General features: G+C 67.4%; 14 protein-coding genes. 5 read left to right on the plus strand and 9 right to left on the minus strand.

The window, feature by feature from the left end; genetic code table 11:
- Positions 1 to 72 precede the first annotated feature (72 nt).
- The 5 genes from ACVWWW_RS15405 (at position 73) to ACVWWW_RS15425 (ending at position 7,773) form a co-directional block, all read left to right on the plus strand.
- Positions 73 to 1,623, plus strand: a complete 1,551-nt coding sequence (locus ACVWWW_RS15405) for a tryptophan halogenase family protein (RefSeq protein WP_027081634.1) — start codon at positions 73 to 75, stop codon at positions 1,621 to 1,623.
- Position 1,624: 1 nt separating this feature from the next.
- Complete coding sequence (locus tag ACVWWW_RS15410) at positions 1,625 to 2,332, plus strand: SapC family protein (RefSeq protein ID WP_027081633.1); 708 nt, start codon at positions 1,625 to 1,627, stop codon at positions 2,330 to 2,332.
- Positions 2,316 to 3,329: a cupin-like domain-containing protein gene (locus tag ACVWWW_RS15415; RefSeq protein ID WP_051234579.1), complete on the plus strand. Its 1,014-nt coding sequence runs from the start codon at positions 2,316 to 2,318 to the stop codon at positions 3,327 to 3,329. Before ACVWWW_RS15410 ends, ACVWWW_RS15415 begins: the two co-directional genes overlap by 17 nt.
- Before the next feature lie 7 nt (positions 3,330 to 3,336).
- Positions 3,337 to 4,857 (plus strand): tryptophan halogenase family protein, encoded by a 1,521-nt coding sequence (locus ACVWWW_RS15420; protein ID WP_027081631.1) that lies wholly within the window; start codon positions 3,337 to 3,339, stop codon positions 4,855 to 4,857.
- Positions 4,858 to 4,989: 132 nt separating this feature from the next.
- On the plus strand, positions 4,990 to 7,773 hold the full coding sequence (locus tag ACVWWW_RS15425) for a M16 family metallopeptidase (protein ID WP_027081630.1): 2,784 nt from the start codon (positions 4,990 to 4,992) through the stop codon (positions 7,771 to 7,773).
- Positions 7,774 to 7,854: 81 nt separating this feature from the next.
- On the opposite strand, the gene ubiB is transcribed toward ACVWWW_RS15425, so the two are convergent.
- From ubiB to ACVWWW_RS15470, 9 genes are all read right to left on the minus strand, one after another.
- Positions 7,855 to 9,516: a ubiquinone biosynthesis regulatory protein kinase UbiB gene (gene ubiB, locus ACVWWW_RS15430; RefSeq protein WP_027081629.1), complete on the minus strand. Its 1,662-nt coding sequence runs from the start codon at positions 9,514 to 9,516 to the stop codon at positions 7,855 to 7,857.
- A complete protein-coding gene (locus tag ACVWWW_RS15435; protein ID WP_027081628.1) occupies positions 9,513 to 10,154 on the minus strand; it encodes an SCP2 sterol-binding domain-containing protein in 642 nt (213 codons plus the stop codon). Before ACVWWW_RS15435 ends, ubiB begins: the two co-directional genes overlap by 4 nt.
- A gap of 42 nt (positions 10,155 to 10,196) precedes the next feature.
- Entirely contained in the window at positions 10,197 to 11,201 is a 1,005-nt protein-coding gene (gene oleD, locus ACVWWW_RS15440) for a 2-alkyl-3-oxoalkanoate reductase (RefSeq protein ID WP_027081627.1), read from the minus strand.
- A 37-nt stretch (positions 11,202 to 11,238) separates the two neighbouring features.
- Entirely contained in the window at positions 11,239 to 12,918 is a 1,680-nt protein-coding gene (gene oleC, locus ACVWWW_RS15445) for an olefin beta-lactone synthetase (RefSeq protein ID WP_027081626.1), read from the minus strand.
- A gap of 45 nt (positions 12,919 to 12,963) precedes the next feature.
- Positions 12,964 to 15,207 (minus strand): hypothetical protein, encoded by a 2,244-nt coding sequence (locus ACVWWW_RS15450; RefSeq protein WP_051234577.1) that lies wholly within the window; start codon positions 15,205 to 15,207, stop codon positions 12,964 to 12,966.
- 96 nt (positions 15,208 to 15,303) lie between these two features.
- Positions 15,304 to 16,236 carry an alpha/beta fold hydrolase gene (locus ACVWWW_RS15455; RefSeq protein WP_027081624.1) on the minus strand — a complete coding sequence of 311 codons (933 nt, stop codon included), beginning with the start codon at positions 16,234 to 16,236 and terminating at the stop codon, positions 15,304 to 15,306.
- 74 nt (positions 16,237 to 16,310) lie between these two features.
- Entirely contained in the window at positions 16,311 to 17,327 is a 1,017-nt protein-coding gene (locus ACVWWW_RS15460; RefSeq protein ID WP_027081623.1) for a 3-oxoacyl-ACP synthase III, read from the minus strand.
- 129 nt (positions 17,328 to 17,456) lie between these two features.
- The gene (locus tag ACVWWW_RS15465; RefSeq protein WP_027081622.1) at positions 17,457 to 17,771 is read right to left on the minus strand and encodes a DUF4156 domain-containing protein; all 315 of its coding nucleotides are present in this window, start codon (positions 17,769 to 17,771) and stop codon (positions 17,457 to 17,459) included.
- An 83-nt stretch (positions 17,772 to 17,854) separates the two neighbouring features.
- Entirely contained in the window at positions 17,855 to 20,713 is a 2,859-nt protein-coding gene (locus ACVWWW_RS15470; RefSeq protein WP_027081621.1) for a M16 family metallopeptidase, read from the minus strand.
- Positions 20,714 to 20,755 lie beyond the last annotated feature (42 nt).

The following is a 20,755-nucleotide window of genomic DNA, read 5'->3' on the forward strand; positions in this document are numbered from 1 at the left end:
TCGGAACGGAGAAGCCGCTGCGATTGCAGCGGCTTTTTCGTCAGCGGTAGTCTCGCGGCAAGGGGAGCGCGCGTGGATCGAGCAGTTCGGCACATCGTGATCGTGGGCGGCGGCACCGCAGGGTGGCTGACCGCCGGCGTGCTCGCGGCCGAACATGGCGCCGATCGGCCCGACGGGCTGCGCATCAGCGTGGTCGAATCACCCGACGTGCCGATCATCGGCGTCGGCGAAGGCACGTGGCCGACCATCCGCGACACGCTGCACCGCATCGGCGTGTCGGAAGCCGACTTCATCCGCGAATGCGATGCCTCATTCAAACAGGGCTCGCGCTTCGACGGCTGGGTGCATGGCGGCGACGGCGATCGCTACTTCCACCCGTTCTCGCTGCCGGAGGGCCATGGCGACGTCGACATGGCGACCGCGTGGCGCGCGCTCGCACCGCATGTTCCGTTCGCCGAATGGACCTGTGCACAACCACACCTGTGCCTGCACGGACGCGCACCGAAGCAGGCGGCGACGCCTGAATACGCAGCCGTCGCGAACTACGCGTATCACCTCGATGCCGGCAAGTTCGCGGTGTTCCTGCGCCGGCACTGCGTCGAGCGGCTCGGCGTGCGACATGTCGCCGACCACGTGGTCGATGTCGACATGCACGAGGACGGCGACATCGCCGCGTTGCAGCTACGGGCGCAGGGCCGGCTCGAAGGCGACCTGTTCGTCGACTGCAGCGGCTTCCAGTCCATGCTGCTCGGCCAGAAGCTCGTCGTACCGGCAACGCCGCTTCGCGATGTGCTGTTCAACGACCGCGCGCTCGCCGTGCAGCTGCCGTATGCCGAGCCGAATGCACCCATCGCCTCGCAGACGATCTCCACAGCGCAGCGCGACGGTTGGATCTGGGACATCGGCCTGCCGACGCGTCGGGGCATCGGTTATGTGTATTCGAGCGCACATGTCGACGATGCGACTGCGGCCGAATCGCTGCATGCATATGTCGCGCGCACTGCACCCGGTGTCGACATGCCGCAGCCCCGGCAACTCTCGTTCGAACCTGGCTGGCGCGAGCGTCCGTGGACGCGCAATTGCGTCGCGATCGGGCTGTCGGCCGGTTTCATCGAACCACTCGAAGCCTCGGCGATCGCGCTGGTCGAACTATCGGCGGCCATGCTCGCCGAGCGCCTGCCCGCCACGCGCGATGACATGGATCTCCTCGCGCCGCGCTTCAACGCGGCCTTCGCCCATCGCTGGCTGCGCGTGGTCGACTTCCTGAAGCTGCACTACGTGCTTAGCCGGCGCGAGGGCGACTACTGGCGCGCGCATCGTGATGCGGCTTCGATTCCCGACAGCCTCGCCGAGTTGCTCGCGATCTGGAGCCACCATCCGCCGTCGCGCTACGACCTCGACCGCGTCGACGAGGTGTTCCCGTCGGCGAGCTGGCAGTACATCCTCTACGGCATGGGTTTCGTGCCGCAGCCGCCGTCCGGCCCTACGCGTTTCGCCGACATCGACCGCGCCGCGGCCATCGCGGGCGACACACAGCAACGCACGCGGCGCATGCTGGCGGCGCTGCCCATGCATCGCGACCTGCTCGACCACATCGCCCGCCACGGGCTGCCCCGGATCTGACATGCCCCGACACGCGCTGCTCAACAACGTCGACCACGCCGACCTGCGCATCGACACGCGCCATGCGGCTACGCTGGGCGACGACGTGATGCTCGCGCTGACGTTCCCCGCCGAGTTCCGCGACGTGCAGGCGCACTACCCCATCGTGTTCGCGAAGACGCCGGACGGCACGACGTTCCAGCCGATCGCGCTGCTCGGCCTGCACGACGGCGGGAACCTGTTCCTCGACGGCGAGCGTTGGGATGCGTCGTACGTGCCGCTCAGCATTGCGCGCCAACCTTTCCTCATCGGCAATGCAGACGGCGAGCCGGTGATCCATATCGACCTCGAGCATCCGCGCGTTGGCGCTACCGGCGAAGCGGTGTTCCGCGAGCATGGCGGCACCACTGACTATCTGGAACGCATGAGTTCGACGCTGCTCGCGCTGCATGAGGGCCTGCAGGCGACACGCGCATTCGTCGACGCGCTGCTCGCGCACGACCTGCTCGAAGCCTTCGTGCTCGACGTGCAGCTGGCCGACGGCTCGCAGAATCGTCTCGCCGGTTACTACACGATCCACGAGGAGCGGCTGTCGAAACTCGGTGCGAACGCGCTCGGTGCTTTGAACGCCTCCGGTCACCTTGCCGCGATCTACATGGCCGTCGCCTCGCTGTCGCAGTTGCGCCCGCTGATCGATCGCATGAACGCGCGTCATGGCCGTCGCGGCTGAATCCGTCCGCACGGTGACAGGCGCGAACCCCCGCGCGCTGCCCGACGATGTGCTCACGTCCACGCAGCCGGTCGTGCTGCGTGGGCTCGTGCGGAACTGGCCGCTGGTACAGGCCGCGCGTCTGGGCGCGAATGCGGCGATCGACTATCTGCACGCGCAGGATCCCGGCACCGTCGTGGACGTCATGGTCGGCCCGTCATCGATCGGCGGCCGCTTCTTCTACAACGACGATCTCAGCGGCTTCAATTTCCATCGCGAACGCGCGCCGCTCAAAGCGATGCTCGATGCGATGCGGCGCCATCTCGACGATCCGTCACCGCCCGCGCTCTATGTCGGCTCGACCACGATCGACACTGCACTGCCGAAGTTCCGTGCGGACAACGACGTCGACCTCGGCGCGCGCGAGCCGCTGGCCAGCATCTGGATCGGCAACCGAACGCGCATCGCCGCGCATCAGGACGTACCGGACAACCTCGCTTGCGTCGCGGCAGGTCGACGCCGTTTCACGCTGTTTCCGCCGGACCAGCTCGCGAACCTTTACGTCGGCCCGATCGACTTCAACCCCGCAGGCCAGGCGATCAGCCTGGTCGACTTCGCTGCGCCTGATCTTGATCGTTATCCACGGTTCGCCGAAGCACTGCAGTACGCGGTCGTCGTCGAACTCGAACCCGGCGATGCGGTGTTCATCCCGGGCCTCTGGTGGCATCACATCGAAGCGCTCGATGCGTTCAACGTGCTGGTCAACTACTGGTGGCGACAGTCGCCGGCGTGGATGGACTCGCCCATGAACGCATTGATGCTCGCGCTGATGAGCGTCCGCGACCTGCCGCCGCACGAACGCGATGCGTGGCGCGACATCTTCGAGCATTACGTCTTCGCGCCTGACGCGAGCACTGCCGACCACATTCCGCCGAACGCGCGACGCGTACTCGCGCCGCTCGATGCGAACGCCGCGCGCGAACTGCGCGCACGCCTGCTCAAACGCCTGAACCGCTGAGGTCGACATGGACACTGCATCCGCCAACCGCCCCGTCCGTCGCGTCGTCATCGCAGGCGGTGGCACCGCGGGCTGGATGGTCGCTGCCGCCCTCGGCAAGACGTTGGGCCGCGAACTCGACATCCGCCTCATCGAATCCGACGAAATCGGCACCGTCGGTGTCGGCGAAGCGACCATCCCGACATTGGTGACCTTCCATCGCCTGCTCGAAATCGACGAACGCGAATTCATGGCCGCCACGCAGGCCACGTTCAAGCTCGGCATCTCGTTCGAGAACTGGCGCAACGTCGGCGAGGACTACATCCATTCGTTCGGCACGACCGGTCAGGATCACTGGACCGCTGGCTTCCAGCATTTCTGGCACAAGGGCCGCGAACGCGGGCTCGCCAGCGACTACGGCGACTACTGCCTCGAACTGCGCGCATCGCAGGAAGACCGCTTCGCACACCTGCCACGCGGCGGCATGAACTACGCATTCCATATGGACGCCGGTCTGTACGCGCGCTTTCTGCGACGTTTCAGCGAAGGCTTCGGTGTCAAGCGCATCGAAGGCAAGATCGCGGAGGTCGAGGCGGATCGCGATGCGCAACGCATCGATGCCCTGCGACTCGAATCCGGCGAGCGCATCGAAGGTGACCTGTTCATCGACTGCACCGGCTTTCGCGCGTTGCTGATCGGGCAAACACTCGGCGTCGGACTCGAAGACTGGTCGGAATGGCTGCATTGCGATCGCGCGGTCGCGCTGCAGACCACGCACGTCGGCGAAGCACCGCCGCTTACGCGCTCGATCGCACGTGAGTCCGGCTGGCAATGGCGCATTCCGCTGCAGCATCGCGTCGGCAACGGCATCGTCTACAGCAGCCGTCATCTCGCCGACGACGAAGCGATCACCACGCTGCTGTCGAACGTGCGCGGCGAAGTGCTGACCGAGCCGCGAGTGATCCGCTTCAACCCCTGCCAGCGCGACGCGACCTGGGTCGGCAATTGCGTGGCGATGGGCTTGGCCGGCGGCTTCCTCGAGCCGATCGAATCGACGAGCATCCACCTGATCCAGCGCGGCATAGTGCGCCTGCTGCAGATGTTCCCGAACGGCGGCATCAGCCCGCATGACATCGCCGAGTACAACGCCCAGACGCGCAACGAGCTCGAACACATCCGCGACTTCATCATCCTGCATTACCACGTCAACAACCGCAGCGATGCGTTCTGGCGCGAGTGCCGCGAGATGTCGGTTCCCGCATCGCTGCAACATCGCATCGACCTGTTCCGCGAGACCGGACGCGTGTTCCGCGTGCCGAACGAGCTGTTCGCCGAGAACTCGTGGATCCAGGTGATGCTCGGCCAGGGCATTCACCCCGCGAGCCATCACCCGTCGGCCGATCTCATGGGCGATGTCGAACTCGGCCAGTTCCTCGCCGCGATCCGCTCGCGCATCGAGAACACGGTGAAGCAGTTGCCCTCGCATCTCGAATACGTAAAGCGCTATTGCCCGGCGTCGACGGGCGAAGCCGTGACGCAGCCGGCCTGAGCTGGCCGCCACACGCGACGCGAAGCAACGAATCGCCGAACCGTTCATGCAATGCCCGACGGCCGCAAAGCCGGGTGCGGCAGAATGTGCGCGTCGGGCCTCGGGAGGCCGACCCCAAACCACAGGAATGTCATGTCACGGAATCGAATCCGAATCCTCGCGCTCGCCTGCGCGTTCGCCCTGTCGCCCGCGTTCGCCGCACCGGCGGCTGCACCCGCGACGCCGAAGGGCGTCACTGCCGGCCCCTGCGTCGAAGGCATCTGCGAATACCGCCTGGGCAACGGCCTGCGCGTGCTGCTGTTTCCCGACGCAAGCCGCCCGACCGTGACCGTCAACATCACCTATGGCGTGGGCTCGGCGTATGAGGGTTACGGCGAGACCGGCATGGCGCACCTGCTCGAACACATGATGTTCAAGGGCACGCCGACGCATACGGACATCCCAGCCGAGATGAAGAAGCGCGGCGTGTCGTACAACGCCACGACCTCATTGGACCGCACGAACTACTTCGGCTCGTTCCCGGCCGACGACGCGACGCTGGACTGGATGCTCGGCCTGGAAGCCGACCGCATGCTGCATTCGAACGTCGCGAAGAAGGATCTCGATTCCGAGATGACGGTCGTGCGCAACGAGATGGAACGCAACGACAACACGCCGGGCAGTGCGCTGAACGAGCGCCTGCGCGCGACGGCGTACCAGTGGCACAACTACGGCCACACCACGATCGGCGCGCGCAGCGATGTCGAGAACGTGCCGATCGATCGGCTGCAGGCTTTCTATCGCACGTGGTATCGCCCGGATAACGCGACGCTGGTCGTCGCCGGCCGCATCGACCCTGCGCAGACGCTGGCGAAGGTCGCGAAGGCGTTCGCACCGGTGGCGAAACCGGCGAAGCCGATGCCGGTGTTCTACACGGTCGAGCCGACGCAGGACGGCGAGCGCGAGGTCACGGTGCGTCGTCGCGGCGACGTGCGCCTGGCGATGCTCGCGTATCACGTCCCCGGCGCGACCCATCCGGACAATGCGCCGCTGCAGGTCTTGCTCGACGTCCTCGGCGACACGCCGACGGGCCGCCTGCACAAGGCGCTGGTCGAGACGAAGCTGGCGGCCGGCACCGGCGCCGGTGCGGACGGCCTGCGTGATGCGGGCCTTGCGACGTTCTACGTCGCCGCACCGAAGGATGCCGACGCATCGAAGGTCGAAAGCGAACTGCTGCGCGTGGTCGAGCGAGACATCGCGGCGCATCCGATCACTGCCGACGAAGTCGCGCAGTCCAAGCAGCGTTTCGCGAACGCATTCGAGAAGAACCTGTCGGACGTCAACGCCGTTGCGATGGGTCTGACCGGCGCAGTGGCCGATGGCGACTGGCGCCTGTTCTTCCTAGATCGCGACCGCGTCGCAGCGGTGACCGTCGACGACGTCAATCGCGTCGCGCGCGCCTACCTCAAGCCCACCAACCACACGCTCGGCCGCTTCGTCCCGAGCGACGCACCCGACCGCGCGGAGATCCCGACCTCGCCCGATGCGTCCGCCGCGCTCAAGGGCTTCACCGGCCGTGCTGCCGTCGCCGCGGGCGAATCGTTCGACCCGACGCCGCAGAACATCCAGGCGCGCACGGAGACGTTCACTGTCGGTGACGGACTGAAAGTGGCGCTGCTGCCGAAGGACACGCGCGGCGACACCGTCGTAGTCCACGCGACGTTCCGCTTCGGTGACGTCGATGCGTTGAAGCAGAGCCCGGATCCGGCCGCGTCGATGGCGGGCGCGATGCTCATGCGCGGCAGTAAGTCGCTGACCCGCGAGCAGATCGCGCAGCGCTTCGAAGCGCTGAACACGCGCGGCGGCGTGAGCGGTGGCCTGCAGAGCGCAAGCATCGTGCTGGACTCCAAGCGCGACACGGTGGGCGACGCGCTGGCACTCGCGGCCAGCCTGCTGCGCGAGCCCGCGTTCAACGACGCCGAGTTCGAACAGCTGCGCTTGCAGGCGATCACCGGCACGCAGGCGAACATGACGGAGCCCGGTCCGCTCGCCGGCGACGCGTTGGCGACGCACTTCGATCCGTGGCCGGTCGGTCACCCGCTGCACCACGATTCGATCGATGCGTCGCTCGCGCAGCTCAAGGCGCTCAAGCTCGACGACGTGCGTGGCTTCCACCAGCGCTTCTACGGAACATCGACCGGCGAGATCACGGTCGTCGGCGATTTCGATGCGAAGGCGATGCGCGCGCAGATCGAATCGCTGTTCGCGAAGTGGAAATCGCCGACGCCGTACCAGGGCATCCATACCGCGTTCACCGATGTCGCGCCCGAGCGTCGATCGATCGAGACGCCGGACAAGTCGAACGCGGTCGTCATCGCGCAGCTCAACACGTCGTTGAACGAAGGGGACGCGGACTATCCGGCGCTGGCGATCGGCAACTACATCTTCGGCGGCACCATGGCGTCGCGCCTCGGCAGCCGCATCCGTGAAAAGGAAGGCCTGAGCTATGGCGCAGGCAGCAGCATCACCGCTGATTCGAGCCCGACCGGTCGTGACGACGCGGGTGCGCTGATGATCCAGGCGATCGCCGCGCCGCAGAACGCGGCGAAGGTGGAGACCGCGATGCGCGAAGAACTCGCGCGACTGGTGAAGGACGGGGTGACTGAAGTGGAACTGCGCGATGCGGTGCCGGGCCTGCTGACGCAACGCAAGCAGTCGCGCGCGTCCGACGGCACCGTGGCCGCGACGCTCGAGCACAACCTCTACCTCGGACGCACCATGGACTATCAGGCACAGTACGACGCGCGTCTCTCCGCATTGACGGTCGCCGACGTCAACGCGGCGCTGCGCAAGCACATCGACCCGGCGAAGCTCAGCGTCTATCTGGCAGGCGATTTCGCGAAGACGTCTGCAGGCGGAACCGCTGCAGCGAAGTAGATCGATCGTGGCGCGCCGGTGGTGGACGTCACGATGAAATCGAATCGATCACGACGCCGGCGCAATGCCGGCGTCGTCGTTTCAGCGCCGCGGCCAGCCCGCGCGCAGCGCCCAGAGACCGGCGGCGCCCGCGATCCACGCCGCGGCCGGAACCGACCACAGCTTTGGCCCGCCCGCTTCCAGCGCGTACAGCAGCGCGGCGACGATCATCAGGCCGGTGCCGAGGATGGCCGCGACGGTGCGCCGCTGCATGCGACGCACTTCGTCGACCAGCGACGTCAGCTCCGCGGAACGCAGCTGCAACTCGTGCCGGCCTTCGACCTGTTGCTTGAGCCAGGTGTGCAGCAGACGCGGCATCTCCGGCGCGTGCGTCACGAGTTCCGGCAAACGCTTGCGGAATTCGTTCGCGAGACGCTTGGGGCTGTAGCGCTGGCGCAGGATGCGTTCGAGCACGGGTTGCGCCACGCCCCAGATGTCGATCTGCGGATCGAGCAGGCGGCCGACGCCTTCGATGTTGAGCAGCGTCTTCTGCAGCAGGATCAATTGCGGCTGCAGCGTGAGCTCGTACTTCTGCGCGGTGCGGAACAGCTTGACCAGCACTTCGGCGAGCGGCACTTCCGATAGCGGCCGCGTGAAGTACGGTTCGCACACCGCGCGTGCCGCGGCTTCGAGCTCGTCGATGCGCGTGTGTGCGGGCATCCAGCCGGCGTCGACATGCAACTCGGCGATGCGCCGATAGTCGCGATGGAAGATCGCCATGAAGTTCTCGGCGAGCCAGTACTGATCCTCGTCCGAGAGCTGGCCCATGATCCCGAAATCCAGCGCGATGAAGCGCGGATTCGCGCGACGCGCCGGATCCTCGTCGACCCAGATGTTGCCGGCGTGCGCATCGGCGTGGAAGAAGTTGTCGCGAAACACCTGCGTGTAGAACACGCGCACGCCCTTGGCGGCGAGTGCACGACGATCGATGCCGGCGGCATCCAGCGCAGCGATATCGTCCGACGGAATGCCGCGCACGCGCTCCAGCGTCAGCACGCGATCGGCGCTGTGCGACCAGATCACCTCCGGCACGTAGAGATCGTCGCTGCCTTCCCAGAAGCGCCTCAGCACGCTCGCATTGCCGCCTTCGCGTTGCAGGTCGAGTTCGGCGTCAAGCGTGTGCTCGATCTCGTCGACCACCGCCTGCGGGCGGATCTTGTCGGCCGCGGGATGCGTGCGGTCGACCACCCCGGCAAGCGCGCGCAGCAGCGAGATGTCCTGCACGATCTGGCGGCGAATGCCGGGGCGCAGCACCTTGACCACCACTTCGCGACCGCTGACCGGCAGCGTCGCCGCATGCACCTGCGCGATCGACGCCGACGCGAGCGGCGTGGTGTCGAAGCTTCCGAACAGTTCGCCGACGGGACTGCCGAGCGACTGCTCGACGATGCCGCGCGCGGCCTCGCCATCGAACGGCTTGACGCGATCCTGCAACAGCGCGAGCTCGTCGGCGATGTCGGCGGGCACGAGATCGCGACGCGTGGACAGGATCTGCCCGAACTTCACGAAGATTGGTCCGAGCTCCTGCAGTGCGAGGCGCAGTCGTGCACCACGCGGCAGTTCGGCGATGTCGGCCGATGCACGCGGCACGAACGGGCGCGCAACACGCAACCAGCGCTCGGCCTGCGTGCCATCGAGCAGTGAATCGAGCCGATAGCGCAGCAGCACGCGGCCGATGCGCCAAGCGCGGATCACCGGCGTCACGCGTTGCCTCGCGGCTGCATGCGGGCGACGCGCACGGCGACGCGCTCGACATCGTCACGCAGCGTGTCGATGTCGTCGTAGAACGCACCGAGTTCGTCGCGACCGACGACGTCCTGCGTTTCGTGCTGCACGTAATCCGCCGCGTTGGTCGCGAGCACTTCCGCCGCGGTTTTCGCGCTACGCAATGTGCTTGCGAATACGTTCGCGACCTGCACGCCGACGATGTCGCCGAACGCGGCAACGAACGGCTGCTGCCAGTCGGGATCGAAGCGTTCGGCGAGCCGCTGCAGGCGACGCGCGAGATCCGCGTCGCCCTCGATGCGCATCGCACCCACGGCCGGTGCGTCGTCGCGACGCATGAAAGGTAGTTGCGCGATCAGGCCACCAATGGTCGCGCGCACCGACAGATCGGGTTCTGCTCCATCGTCGACAGGACCGACGCGCAGGCGCTCGCCATCAACCGTGATTTGCAGCGCGACCTGCGGCGTCGCCAGCCGCACGACCAGGCGGCGGCCATCGAGCGGGCGCAGGCTGTCGCGGGTGTCGGGATCGAGCGCGAGCGCGCGGTTGAGCGCGGCCTCGAGCGCGCGACCGGCGAGCGGCTTGAGCGTATCCAGCGGCGTGCGGCGTTCATCCATCCGCGCATTGTAGGCGGGCGGCCACGGCGCCTTCACGAAGGCTTACTGGACGGGCGACGACCTGCTCGCCGCGCGCAGTCGCGCCAGGCCTTCGTCGAAGGTCACCCGCGGCGTCCAGCCGAAATCGCGCAGTGCCGGCGCCATCGAATACCAGTGCGTGGTGACGAGCTGTTCGGCGAGAAAGCGCGTCATCGGCGGCTCGCCGCGCAGCGGCAGCACGGTCCACACGCCTTCGCAGGCGGCGCCGATCGCATACGCGGCGCGGAACGGGATGGAGCCACGCGGAGGCGGTGCGCCGACCGCGTGGAGCAGCGCGATCAGCGTGTCGCCCATGCTGCGCGGCTCGCCGTTGCTCACGAAGTAGGCGCGACCAGCGCATGCACTGCCGGGTGCGAGGTGATCGAACGCGGCGAGGTGTGCATCCGCGGCGTTGTCGATGTAGGTGGTGTCGACGAGATTGCTGCCATCGCCAACCAGCTTCAGCCGACCCGCGCGTGCACGTTCGGCAATGCGCGGCAGCAGCTGGTTGTCGCCGGGGCCCCAGATCAGGCGTGGCCGCAATGCGACGACTGCGAGCGATGGCCCATTCGACGCGAGCACCATCTCCTCAGCGAACTTCTTGGTGCGCGCATACGGCGATTTCAGGTGTTCGCCGTAGGGCACTTCCTCGGCAGCCAGGCCGGCCACGGGATGCGTCGCGCGGTGGGTGACGCTCGGTGTCGAGGTGTAGACGAGCTTGCCGATGCGGTGCGCGCGGCAGGCATCGATCACGTGCTCGGTGCCCGCGACGTTGGCCTCGTAGTACTCGCTGTACGGCCCCCACGCGCCGGCCTTCGCCGCGTTATGGAAGATCGCGTCGCAACCGCGCGCTGCATCGATCACTGCATCGCGGCTGGCGAGATCGCCGCGCAGCTGCGTCACGCCGATCGCGTCGAGCTCCGCGTAATGACCGCGATTGAAGCTGACGACCTCGTGCCCGCGCGCGCGCAGGCCGCGACACAACGCCTGGCCGAGGAAACCGCCACCCCCGGTGACGAGGATCTTCATGGTTCGCGATCTCGAGGAAGTTGCGCTGCCGACATGGTCAGGATGCCGCCGGCTGCGTGCGTGGAGTTTTCAATTGCGTCGACGCCCATGCTGCGAGCTTCTCGCGCCCGATCTTTGCGTTGTGGCGGATGTCGACGGGAAACCCGTCGTGCCGCAGGAACATCTGCACATTCGCGGTATGCACGTGGCCGCGACCGATCTCGCGCAGCTCAGCTTCGATGCGCGGCCAACCGGATGTCGAAATGCCTTCCTTGAGTTCGACGCACAGAACGGGAGTCTGTGAACCGAACGCGCCGAGCCCGACCAGCGCGGTGCGACGGACCTGCGGATGCGTGTTGAACACCGGCTCGACCTGCTCGGTGTAGAGCGGGCCGCTCGCGCTTTCCACGCGCTGCGTCTTGCGCCCGCAGAACCACAGGCGGCCGTCCGCATCGAGATAGCCGACATCGCCCATGCGATGCACGACGCGCGACGTGCCGTCGGCGGGCGTTTCATGGATCTTCGCGATGCGCGTCGATGCGTCGCGACGGAAATAAGTATCGGTGGCGGTCGGGCCGGCGACGGTGATCTCGCCGATGGTGCCGGTGTCGACAACCAAATCGTCCGCCCATGTTTCGATCGGCGCATCGTCGATGCGGATGATGCGCACGTCGTTCGGTGGCACGGCACGACCCACACACGTTCCGGCACCGCTTTCCGTTGCGGTGCGTGTGTCCTGCAGTTCGCGACTTTCGATCACCGCGACGGGCAGGCATTCGGTTGCGCCGTACGGCGTGTAGAAACGCGCGTCGTCGGGCAGCAGCTCGCGCATGCGCGCCACGACGTCCGCCGGGACTGGCGCGCCCGCTGAGGTAACGCGACGAATCGCCCGCAGCGGTTTGCCATAGTCGGCAAGCACGCGCATCAAGGCCGGCGATCCGAACAACTGCTGCGCGCCGAAGCGCTCGATGGCGGCATGCAGCTTGCGCGGATCGGCGCTCGCCGGCCGCGTCGCGTCCATGTCCGGGATGATCGACGTTAGCCCGAGCGCAGGACCGAACAATGCGAACGGAGGGAACGTCGGGAAGTCGACCTCGCCTTCGCGTATGCCGAGCGCTTCGCGCATCAGTTCGATCTGCGCAACGAGATGGCGATGTCGATACACCACGCCCTTCGGCACGCCCGTGGAGCCGCTGGTGAACAGGATCGCGGCGACGTCCTCGGGTTGCGTATCCGCGAGCTGCGGACCCGCGTTCGCACCGTCCGCTTCGACATGCGCAAGTGTGTCGTCGGCGAGAAACGCGCGACGTCCGGTCGTGATGCGCATGCGCGCGCTCTTTGACCACCCGAGCAGCACGCGTGCGATATGCGCGAGCGGAATGCCGACGAAGGCGTCGGGTTGGGCTTCGTCGAGGCATTGCCGCAAGGCGCCCTTGTCGATGCCGGGATCGACCAGCACCGGAACCGCACCGGCCTTGAACAGCGCGAACATCAGCAGGAAGAACTCGGGCGACGGCTTCACCATCACCACGGTGCGCGTGCCGCGGACGATGCCGCGATTGGCCAGGCCGGCCGCGATGGCATCGCTTCGCGCGTCGAGTTGCGCGTACGTCAGCGCGACGTCATAGGTCGCAAGCCCATCGAGGCCACGGGTGCCCGGGCAGCGCATCGCGATGCGGTCGGGCTCACGAGCCGCCATGTCAGGGAGAGCTGCGGCGATGTTGCAGGGCGCGGTCACCCTCGCATTGTCGCCCGGCCGTGCTGCCGGGCGACAGCGAACCGATCAGGGATGCGGCACGGGCTTGATCACCGTCGGCAGCTTGATCGGCAGGCGCGGCTTCATGGATGCCGCCTTGGCGCGTGCCTGCGCTTCGTTCACCTGCGCCTGCGCGGTCGACTCGGCTGCCGCGAGAATCGGCGCGAGCGCTTCGAACTGCGTGGTCGGGTGATCGTCCAACGCGTGCTCGCAGATGTAGTACGCCTTGAGCCGCGCGTTGGTCACGCCGGTTTTGCAGGCGTCGTCCGGGCAGCGCGGCAACCAGCGCCCGTCGAAGTCCTTGGTCCACGCCACGACCTTGACGAGCGCGGGATTGCTCGGGCCCGCGGTCTGGCTCGCGATCTTCGGACCGTAGTGATAGTCGCGGGTGCAGGTGGTGTCCGCATGGCACGAGAAATCGATGCCACCCGGCGGCAGTTCGATCGCGAGTTCGGGGAACCAGATCGGCCAGTCCCAGTGATCCGACCAGACTTCGACGTCGATGAAGAGGCGCGCGTCGAGGCCAGGCGTGATCAGGAAGCCGAGGTTGTAGACCGGGTCGCCGATCGTGAAGTCGCTCGCGTGGCTGTCGGGGTCGACCTTCAGCTTCAGCGGGCCGCTGCCCGCCGGCAGCGCCATGTCGGTGTTGGCGATGTTGTCGTGCAGCGTGAGCGCGAGCTTGTCCGAATGCAGCGCCACCTGGACCGCGGGGAACACCTGCCCGCCTGCGACGCCGAAGTTCGCACGCCCGCCGATCAGGTCGAAGTCGTCGAAGACGATCGGGTCGCCGGCGAGATCGACGCCGGGCATCGGCGGCATGAACTGGCCATGCGTGAACGGCCCCGGCAGGCCGTCCGTGAAGTCCTTGCCGATCTTGAATTCGATGCCGCCACTGCCGAACAGCGGGACGTCGTAGTTCGCGCCGGCGTACGCGCCGATCTGCGCGACGAGTTCCTTGCCTTCGAACACCTTTGGGCCCGGCAGGCCGCTCGCGGTGTAGTCGGCGGGGCCGCCATTGATCGAATGCACGTCCGGGGTAAACAGGCCGTACGAGCCGGCGCCTGCATAGTGGTAATGGCCGCCGACGACGAGCGGGAAGCGCAGGCCGAAGCCGTAGTCGAATCCCGCGTAGAGCTCGGCGAAATACGTCTCGTCGCAGCCGATAAAGCACCAGCTGATCGTGGTCTCGATGCGCTGGCGCCATTCGTAGGCGCGACCCAGCGTGAAACCGGTGAGGAAGACATGCGGATCGACATTGGCGTCGGCAGGCTCGCTCGCGGCGTGCTGGGCAAGCTTGGTGAGACTGTCCAGCCCCTGCACGCCCGGGTGCGGCAACACGCCGCCGGAGCCGCCCTTCGTATCGCGCGCGGCGCCGAAGTCGACGACGCGGCCCATGTCCGCATAACGCGTCGGATCGACATGGCCGTCCGCAGGCACGAACATCACCTGCTCGACGCGTGTTTCGCCTGCGTTGACGACGTCCTCCTCGAGCTGGGCATCGTCGAGCGATGCGAGATGCGCCGCCACGCCCGCACCGAAGCGTGCATCGATCGCGGAGCGTTTCGTCGGATCGGCGAGCGAGCCGCGCAACGTCGCGACGTCATGCGCGATCTTGGCGCGCACTTCTCCGGCCTTCGCTTCGGCGAGATGGATCGCCTGCGCACGACGCGAGGGGTCCGCCACGTAGTGCGCGTCACGTGGATTCGCGAACGCCTCGGCGCGCGCAGCTGCGTCGAGGCGCGTGAAGCACTGGACGCCGGTCTCGGCGAGTTGCGCGCGACGTGTGCGATCCGTGCAGGTACCGGGATGGATGCGGTAGCCGACCACGCTGTGCACGACGAGCCCTTGGTCGACTTCGAGTACACGGGTGTCGTCAAGCGTGACCTCGGCCAGCTGCGGCGTGCGCTGCAAGCGTTGCGCGATGTTGAACGGCGCGCGCGGATTCGCGAGCAGCGGCTTGAAGTTGACGCGTTCCGCGCCCAGCGCGATGACCGGCTGCGCGCGCAGCGCCGCCAGCGTGTACTGGCGCGTGACGTGCAACGACGTCGGCAACGCTGCCGTGCTGTCCGGGCGCAGGATGACTGCAGGTACCGGTGCTTTCGGCGCAAGGCCGGGGCGCGCTGCGATGGCCTCGGATGTCGCCGCCGACATCGCGATGCGCGGCAGGCGCGACGGCCCCATGTTCTGTTGCGCGGCCGCCGGCAAGGCGACCGATAGCGCCAAGGCGGCGCCTGCCATCCACTGCGACCGCTGACTGCGTTCCGTGCTCATCGCGTCCTCTCCCCTTGGGCGATGGCGCGAGACTAGACGGGCCGCGGGCGCGCGGGGCATCGGACAAATCCGAAGGCGACGAACGGTCGCCTGGTGTCAGGCCGGATTGCGTTCCAGGAAATCGCGAATCGCCGGCACCAGCACCTCGTGCTTGTCCTGCAGCACGTAGTGATTCGCATCGTCGAACGCATGCACTTCGGCATGCGGCAATGCGCGGCGGAAGCCGTCGAGGAAGTGCTTGTCGAACACGAAGTCGCGCAGGCCCCAGCCGATGAAGGCGGGACGATCGGCGAACTGCGGCAGGCGCGCACCGACCTCGGCGAGCAACGGCCAGGCGCGGTCGCCCTCGTGTAGCGGGATGTCCTGCATGAAACGGATCGTCGAGATCGCGTTCGTCCAACCGTGGTACGGCGCGTCGAATGCATTGCGCACTGCGCGCGGCATCGGTCGCGACACACCGAAGCGCGACGCGCCGCGTGCGAACAGGTTGAAGCGTCGGATCAGCCACGCGCCGATCGTCGAATCGCGGCCGAACGACAACCGCCACGGCATCGGCTTGGCCGACGGCAACGGGAACGCCGCGGTGTTGAGGATGACCAGGCGCTTGACCTGCGGCATGTGCGAGATCGCCCAGCCGAAGCCGATCATGCCGCCCCAGTCGTGCACCGCGAGCGTTACGGGGCCGGTGATGCCGAGATGCGCGAGCAGCACGGTCAGATCGTCGACGCGCGACTGCAGCGTGTACTCGTACTTGCCCGCGATCGGCGTGCGCGGCGGCAACGTGTCGCCACCGTCGTCCGGCTTGTCCGACAGGCCCATGCCGATGTGGTCGGGCACGATGCAGCGATAGCGGTCGCGCAGGCCGAGCACGAGATGGCGCCAGTAGTAACTCCACGACGGATTGCCGTGGAGCATCACCACGACCTCGCCATCGCGCGGGCCTTCGTCGACGTACGACATCGAAATGCCGGGCCGCACCTCGAAACGCTGCGGCGTGAACGGGTAATCGGGAAGGTGCGCGGGATCCATCGCGTGTCGCGTCTCGCAATGCACACGGCCGCACGAGGCGGCCGCGGCGGATCAGAACGTGGCGAGCGTGCGCGTCACCAGACGACTTCGGCCATCGAGCAGTTCAGGCCCGAACCGATACCGAGCAGCGCGATGCGCGTGCCCTTCTTCAGGCGGCCCATCTCGCGCAGCTTGCTCAGCACGATCGGCACCGACGCGGGCCCGATGTTGCCGTGCTCGCCGAAGATGGTGAGCACCTTCTTCGGATCGATGCCCATCGCCTTGGTGAACGCCGCGGTGTGCACCTTGCTGACTTGGTGCACGACGAATTCGTCGAGTTCCTCTGCCACCCAGCCAAGCTTCTGGCGCGCGACCTGGAACGTCTTCTGCGCCAGCTTGACGCCTTCGATCAGCAGTTGGCGCGTGTCGGTAACCATGCCATCGAGGTTGCCGCGGCAGAGCTTGTTCCATTCCGTCGCCGCACGCGTCACGCCGCCCTTGTAGCGCGGTGCGCCCGGCGCGAGTTCCGCGCGCGCGAGCACCATGGCTGCAGCGCCCGAACCCAGCGTCAGCGTGGCGAGTTCGTTGCGGAACGCTTCCTCGGTGACGTCGTCGCGCGTGAGGCGCTCGATCGTCTTCTCGTAGGCGAGGTCCGCGGTTTCACCATCGACGACCAGCGCGTAGTCGATCTCGCCGCGCTCGATCATGCGCGCCGCGATGTCCATGCCGTTGATGAAGGCGAGGCAGGCATTGGCGACGTCGAAGTTCTGGCAGGTATCAGGCATGCCGAGGTTGCCCGACACGATCGACGCCGTGGAGGGCTCCAGATAATCGCGGCTCACCGACGTATTGACTAGGAGTCCCATGCGAGAGGGATCGACGCCGGCATCGGCCAGCGCCTTCACCGCGGCGAGCGTGGCCGCATCGGAGGCGAGCATCGGGCCGTCCCACAGACGACGTGCGTCGACACCGGCGATGTCCTTGATGACGTCGGTCTTGATGCCCAAGCGATCCAGCGTCGGCTGCAGCCGCGCGTTGATTTCGTCCGTCGTGAGGCGGCGCGGCGCATCGATGTGCGCTAGGCCGGCGATGGCGACGTGTTGAAACAGCATGGGGACGACTCGCAAAGGCGTGGAACACGCAAGCTTAACGCGCGGCCGGGTACCGCGCACGCCAGCGTACGGGGACGCCTGTCGCTGTTCAGCCGCGTTCTGCGGCCGCTTGGATACCGTCCGTCCGAACTAATGCGTGCAGCGCCAGGCGCCGAAGCGCTGGCGACCGTCGTGCGGGGCTTCCAGAGCCACGACCGTATTGGCGTTGAGGCCGACGGCCTCGTTGCGTGCCATCGTCTCGAGTTCCTCCTGCACGCGCAGCGGGTTGCGCTCGTACAGGGCGACGCGATCAGTGACGTTGCCTTCGATTTCGCCGAGCTTGGTGCAGCCCGTGGTGGACGCGCCCATCGCGCGCACCTCGACGGCGGCGGCGCCCTGCTGCATCGGCACCCAGGTGCAGGCGGTGGCGGCGAGGACCAGCGATACGACGGCGGCGAGACGGATCGGATGCGGCACGGGCAGGCTCCATGAACGACGACGCGCGGGATTGTCGCCCCGCGCGTCTGAACCGCGAAACCCCTGCGGGCTTACTTGGTGACGGGCTTGCCGTCGGCGTCGACCACCTGCACGTCGCCGAGGTTCAACTCGCGCACGCCCTGCTCGATCTTCGACAGGTCGCCGACGATCACCCAGGTCAGCGCGTCGGGATGCAGGAGCTGTGTCGCCGCGGACTGCACGTCGGCATCCTTCTGCGCTTCGATGCGCTCGCGCAGCGTGGCGACGTAATCATCCGGACGCCCGTACAGCACGTTGTCCGCCAGCGCGCCGAGCACGGCGCCGGTGGTTTCGTAGCTGCCCGGCAGGCTGCGCACGTCGTTGACCTTGATCTTGGTGATCTCGGTATCGCTGAGCGGACGCGGGCCGACGACGTCGCGCACTTCGCGCAGGATCTCCGCCGCCGATTCCTTCGTCTTGTCGGTCTGCACCGGCGCATACAGCATGTAAGGACGCTGGCCGAGCGCGTCGTACATGAAGGAATACGCGCCGTAGGCCCAGTGCTTGTCCTCGCGCAGGTTCATGTTGAGGCGCGAGGTGAACGTGCCGCCGAACGCGGAGTTCATCGTCTGGATCGGCAGGTTGTTGGCAACGGTCGTCGACGGCGCGAGCAGGCCGGCGAGGATCAGCGACTGCTGCGCACCCGGCTTGTCGATCAGGAACACGCGCGGCTTGGTCTGCGCGGTCACCTGCGGCACCGACTTCGTGCCCTTCGCGACCGACGGCGGCGTCCATTCCGCGAACACCTTGTCGAGCTGCTGCGTGATCGCCGGCAGCGTGGTGTCGCCGGCGACGATGATGCGCACGTTGTCGGGACGCAGCCACGCCGCACGCCATGCGGTGAGGTCGTTCGCGGTCAGCGAGGCGATGCTGGCTTCGGTGCCGGTGCCCGAGAACGGAATGGCATACGGATGGCCATCGCCGTACAGCAGCGGCGGCAACGTGCGCAGCGCGATGCCGGTGGGCTGCGTCTTCTCCTGCGCGATGCCGGCGATCCACTGCGCGCGCACGCGCTCCATGTCGGCCGCGCGGAACGCGGGGTTGCGCACCACGTCGGCGAGCAGGTCGAGCGACGGCGCGAGCTCATCGCTCAGCATGTTGCCGGTGACGCTGCAGCTGTCGAGGCCGCAACCGGTCGACAGGCCCATGCCGAGCCGCTCGCGCTGCTTGGCGATCTCTACCGAGTCGAGCTTCGCCGTGCCTTCGTCGAGCATCGCGGCGGTGAACGCGGCGGTGCCGAGCTTGCGGCCGACGTCGCTGGCGTAGCCGGCGTCGAACTGCAGGCTGACGTTGACCACCGGCACGCTGTGGCGCTCGGCCAGCACGACTTCGATGCCGTTCTTCAGGTGGCCGCGCTGCACCGACGGGAAGGTGAGGTCGGGATAGTGGTCGACCGCCGGCACGCCGGTCTTGCGATCGACGTCGGTCTTGGCGACGGTGAACGCGGCGGTCGGCTTGCCCGGAATGTCGGCCGGGCGCTGGCCCGCCGGCAGGCCAGCAACGGTTTCGTCCTTCGGCGTGCCTGTGGTCGGCACGACGGTGAGCGTGTAATCGCCACGCGCGACCCAGGTCTTCGCGGCCTTCAGCACGTCGGCGCGGGTGGCCTTCTGGTTCCACTCGAACGACTGCTTCCACGCATCCGGATTGCCGAGGTAGACCTGGCCTTCCGCGAGCTGCGTCGCCTTGCCGGCATCGCGTTCGAGCGCGCGCACCACGCCCGCGCGGTTCGCGGCCTGCAGGCGCGTGAGTTCTTCCTGCGTCGGGCCGCTGGCGAGGAACTTCGCCCACTCGTCCGCAACCGCGGCTTCCACCTTCTTCGGGTCGACGCCCTTCTTGACGTCCACCTGCAGCACGAACTGGCTCGCCAGCTCGAACGGCGTGATACCGACGGAGACGTCGTCGGCGAGGTGATCCTTGTAGACGAGGCGCTGGTACAGGCGCGAGGTCTTGCTGCCACCCAGCACGTCGGCCGCGAGGTCAAGCAGCGTGAGGTCGCGCTCGCCGCGACCCGGGATGTTCCATTCGCGATAGATGCGCGTCTGCGCGACGCGGTCGTCCATCCGGTCGCGCGTGGACGCGGTGCGCGCGGCGACCCACTTGGCCTGGCGCGCGACCGGCGGGCCAGCCGGGATGTCGCCGAAATACTTCAGGGCTTTCGCCTTCGCGGTGGCGACGTCGATGTCGCCCGACATTACCAGCACCGTGTTCGCCGCGCCGTAGTAACCGCGGAACCAGTTCTTGACGTCCTCGAGCGAGGCCGCGTCGAGGTCGGCCATCGAGCCGATGGTGTCGTGGTGGTACGGGTGGTTCGCCGGGAACGTCTGCAGCAGCATGCGTTCGTCGACGCGGCCGTACGGCTCGTTCTCGCCCTGGCGCTTCTCGTTCTGGACGACGCCGCGCTGTTCGTCGAGCGTCTTCTTGTCGATCGCGCCGAGCAGGTGGCCCATGCGGTCGGACTCCATCCACAGCGCCATGTCGAGCGCGGTGGTGGGCACGGTTTCGTAGTAGTTGGTGCGGTCGAGCCAGGTCGTGCCGTTCTGGCCGGTGGCGCCGGCCTGCTCGAAGGGCTCGAAGAACTCGCCCGGATGGTTTTCCGAGCCGTTGAACATCAGGTGTTCGAACAGGTGCGCGAAGCCGGTCTTGCCGGTCGGTTCGTCCTTCGACCCCACGTGGTACCAGACCGCGACCGCGACGACCGGCGCCTTGTGGTCCTCGTGCACCAGCACGGTCAGGCCATTGGGCAGCACGAAACGCTCGTAGGGGATGTCGAGCGCGGCGGGCGCGCGCGTGGACGCGGCGACGGCCGGCGCAGCGATCAGGGTCGACGGCGCACCGACGGCGAAGGCAATGCCGAGGGCGAGCGCGGTAAGGCGAACGGGAAGACGGGACATCGAAACGCTCCAGACGCCGGCGATCGGGCCGGCCGCTGGATG

This window comes from Lysobacter sp. HA18, assembly GCF_054057595.1.

Coding starts and splice junctions, on each gene's coding strand:
- ACVWWW_RS15410 (WP_027081633.1), top strand. CDS start 1,625: ATGCCCCGACACGCGCTGCTCAACAACGTCGACCACGCCGACCTGCGC.
- ACVWWW_RS15415 (WP_051234579.1), top strand. CDS start 2,316: ATGGCCGTCGCGGCTGAATCCGTCCGCACGGTGACAGGCGCGAACCCC.
- ACVWWW_RS15420 (WP_027081631.1), top strand. CDS start 3,337: ATGGACACTGCATCCGCCAACCGCCCCGTCCGTCGCGTCGTCATCGCA.
- ACVWWW_RS15425 (WP_027081630.1), top strand. CDS start 4,990: ATGTCACGGAATCGAATCCGAATCCTCGCGCTCGCCTGCGCGTTCGCC.
- ACVWWW_RS15435 (WP_027081628.1), bottom strand. CDS start 10,154: ATGGATGAACGCCGCACGCCGCTGGATACGCTCAAGCCGCTCGCCGGT.
- oleD (WP_027081627.1), bottom strand. CDS start 11,201: ATGAAGATCCTCGTCACCGGGGGTGGCGGTTTCCTCGGCCAGGCGTTG.
- ACVWWW_RS15450 (WP_051234577.1), bottom strand. CDS start 15,207: ATGAGCACGGAACGCAGTCAGCGGTCGCAGTGGATGGCAGGCGCCGCC.
- ACVWWW_RS15455 (WP_027081624.1), bottom strand. CDS start 16,236: ATGGATCCCGCGCACCTTCCCGATTACCCGTTCACGCCGCAGCGTTTC.
- ACVWWW_RS15460 (WP_027081623.1), bottom strand. CDS start 17,327: ATGCTGTTTCAACACGTCGCCATCGCCGGCCTAGCGCACATCGATGCG.
- ACVWWW_RS15470 (WP_027081621.1), bottom strand. CDS start 20,713: ATGTCCCGTCTTCCCGTTCGCCTTACCGCGCTCGCCCTCGGCATTGCC.